The organism is Micromonospora sp. D75, from assembly GCF_018070405.1.
GTDB lineage: Bacteria > Actinomycetota > Actinomycetes > Mycobacteriales > Micromonosporaceae > Micromonospora > Micromonospora chalcea.
On the sequence record NZ_JAGPXV010000745.1, the window covers coordinates 1 to 2,643 of the forward strand.

Below are 2,643 nucleotides of genomic sequence, written 5' to 3' on the forward strand. Positions count from 1 at the left end.
GATCTCGCCCCGCGAGGCCCTGGCCATGGACCCCCAGCAGCGGCTGCTGCTGGAGACCTCCTGGGAGGCCTTCGAGCGGGCCGGGATCGACCCCCACTCGGCGCGGGGCAGCAGCACCGGCGTCTACGTCGGCCTGATCTACCACGACTACGCCTCCCAGGCCGCCGGCGGCACCGACGAACTGGACGGCCACGTCGGCAACGGCAGCGCCGGCAGCGTCGCCTCCGGCCGCATCTCGTACCTGTTCGGCCTGGAAGGCCCTGCCGTCACCGTCGACACCGCCTGCTCGTCGTCGCTGGTGGCGCTGCACCTGGCCACCCAGGCGCTGCGGCAGGACGAGTGCCGCCTCGCCCTCGCCGGCGGGGTGAGCGTCATGTCCACCCCCGGCATGCTCACCGAGTTCTCCCGGCAGCGCGGCCTGTCGCCCGACGGGCGGTGCAAGGCGTTCGGCGCCGGCGCCGACGGCACCGGTTTCGCCGAGGGCGTCGGCATGCTCCTGCTGGAGCGCCTCTCCGACGCGCAGCGCAACGGTCACCGCGTGCTCGCCGTCGTCCGGGGCAGCGCCGTCAACCAGGACGGCGCCAGCAGCGGTCTGACCGCGCCGAACGGCCCCGCACAGCAGCGGGTGATCCGGCAGGCGCTCGCCAACGCCCGGCTCGCCACCACCGATGTGGACGCCGTCGAGGCGCACGGCACCGGCACCGTCCTCGGTGACCCGATCGAGGCGCAGGCGCTGCTGGCCACGTACGGGCAGGGCCGACCGCAGGACCGTCCGCTGTGGCTGGGGTCGGTCAAGTCGAACATCGGCCACGCCCAGGCGGCGGCCGGCGTCGCCGGCGTGATCAAGATGGTGCTGGCGATGCGGCACGGCGTGCTGCCGCCGACCCTGCACGCCGAGAAGCCGTCCCCGCACATCGACTGGACGGCCGGGTCGGTCGCGCTGCTCACCGAGGCCCGGCCGTGGCCCGCCGTCGACCGGCCCCGCCGCGCGGCGGTGTCGTCGTTCGGCATCAGCGGCACCAACGCGCACACCATCATCGAGCAGGCCCCCGAGCCCGCCCCGGCGCAGGCCGCCCCCGCCACGGGCGTCCCGGGCGACCTCGTCGCCTGCGTCCTGTCGGCCCGCGACGCCGCCGCCCTGCACGAGCAGGCGCGCCGGCTGCGGACCCTCGTCGACGGCGAGCCGGACCTGACCATCGCCGACGTGGGCCGGGCCCTCGCCACCGCCCGCAGCGCCTTCGAGCACCGCGCCGTGCTGCTGCCCGCCGACCGCGCCGGGCTGCTCGCCGCCCTCGGTGCGCTGGCCGACGACGAGCCCTCGGCCGCCGTCGTGCGGGGGATCGCCCGCAGCGGCCGCACCGCCGTCCTCTTCTCCGGCCAGGGCGCGCAGCGCGCCGGTATGGGTCGCGGGTTGTACGGGGCGTTCCCGGTGTTCGCTGCCGCGTTGGACGAGGTGTGCGGTCACCTCGACCCGCTGCTGCCGCGCCCGCTGCGCGAGGTGCTGTTCGCGTCGGAGGGCACGCCCGGGGCGGAGTTGCTGGATCAGACGGTGTTCACCCAGGCGGGCCTGTTCGCCGTCGAGGTGGCGTTGTTCCGCCTGGTGGAGTCGTTCGGTGTGGTGCCGGACCTGGTGGCCGGGCACTCCATCGGCGAGATCGCGGCGGCGCATGTGGCGGGCGTGTTCTCCCTGGCTGACGCGTGCGCGCTGGTCGCCGCGCGGGGCAGGCTCATGCAGGCCCTGCCGGCGGGCGGCGGCATGCTCGCCGTGGCCGCCGACGAGGCCGCGGTGGCCGAGTCGATCGTCCCGTTCGCCGACCGGGTCGGCGTCGCCGCCGTGAACGGCCCCACCGCCGTGGTGGTCTCCGGCGCCGCCGAGGCCCTCGACGAGGTGGAGCGGGCCTGGAAGGACCGGGGTGTGCGTACGCGCCGGCTCACCGTCAGCCACGCGTTCCACAGTCCGCTGATGGAGCCGATGCTGGCCGAGTTCCGGCAGACGCTCGACGGGCTGACGTTCCACTGGCCCGTCCTGCCGATCGTGTCGAACCTGACCGGGCAGGTCGCCGACCCCGACGAGATCGGCACCCCCGACTACTGGGTCCGCCACGTACGCGAGACCGTCCGCTTCGCCGACGGGGTCGCGAGCCTGCGCGAGCGCAACGTCCGTACCTTCCTCGAACTGGGCCCCGACGCGGTGCTCGCCGGCATGGTGGGCGCCTGCCTGCCGGACGACGACGCGGCGGCGGTCGTGGCGACCCTGCGCCCCGGCCGACCCGAGCCGGCGTCGCTGGTCCACGCGCTTGCGGAGCTGTACGCGCACGGCACGCCGATCACCTGGACCGCCCTCCTACCGGCCGGAACCCGCCCGGTCGACCTGCCGACGTACCCGTTCCAGCGGCAGCGCTTCTGGCCGGCCGTGGGCCGGCTGCGCGCCGGCGACGTCAGCGGCGCCGGCCTCGGCGTGGCCGAGCACGGTCTGCTCGGCGCGGCCGTGGACCTGGCCGGCGCCGACGAGATCGTGCTGACCGGCCGGCGCTCCCCGACCACCCCCCCCTGGCTGGCCGCCCCCGTCGTCTCCGGCGGGCCGCTGGGCCCGGGCACGGCCCTCGGGGCGCTTGCCGTCCGCGCCGGCGACGAGGCGGCCCG

1 pseudogene is annotated in these 2,643 nt (G+C 76.2%); it reads left to right on the forward strand.

Annotated elements, in window-relative coordinates:
- Nucleotide 1 precedes the first annotated feature (1 nt).
- Nucleotides 2-2,643, forward strand: a pseudogene (locus KBX39_RS28475) (type I polyketide synthase); the annotation flags it as partial.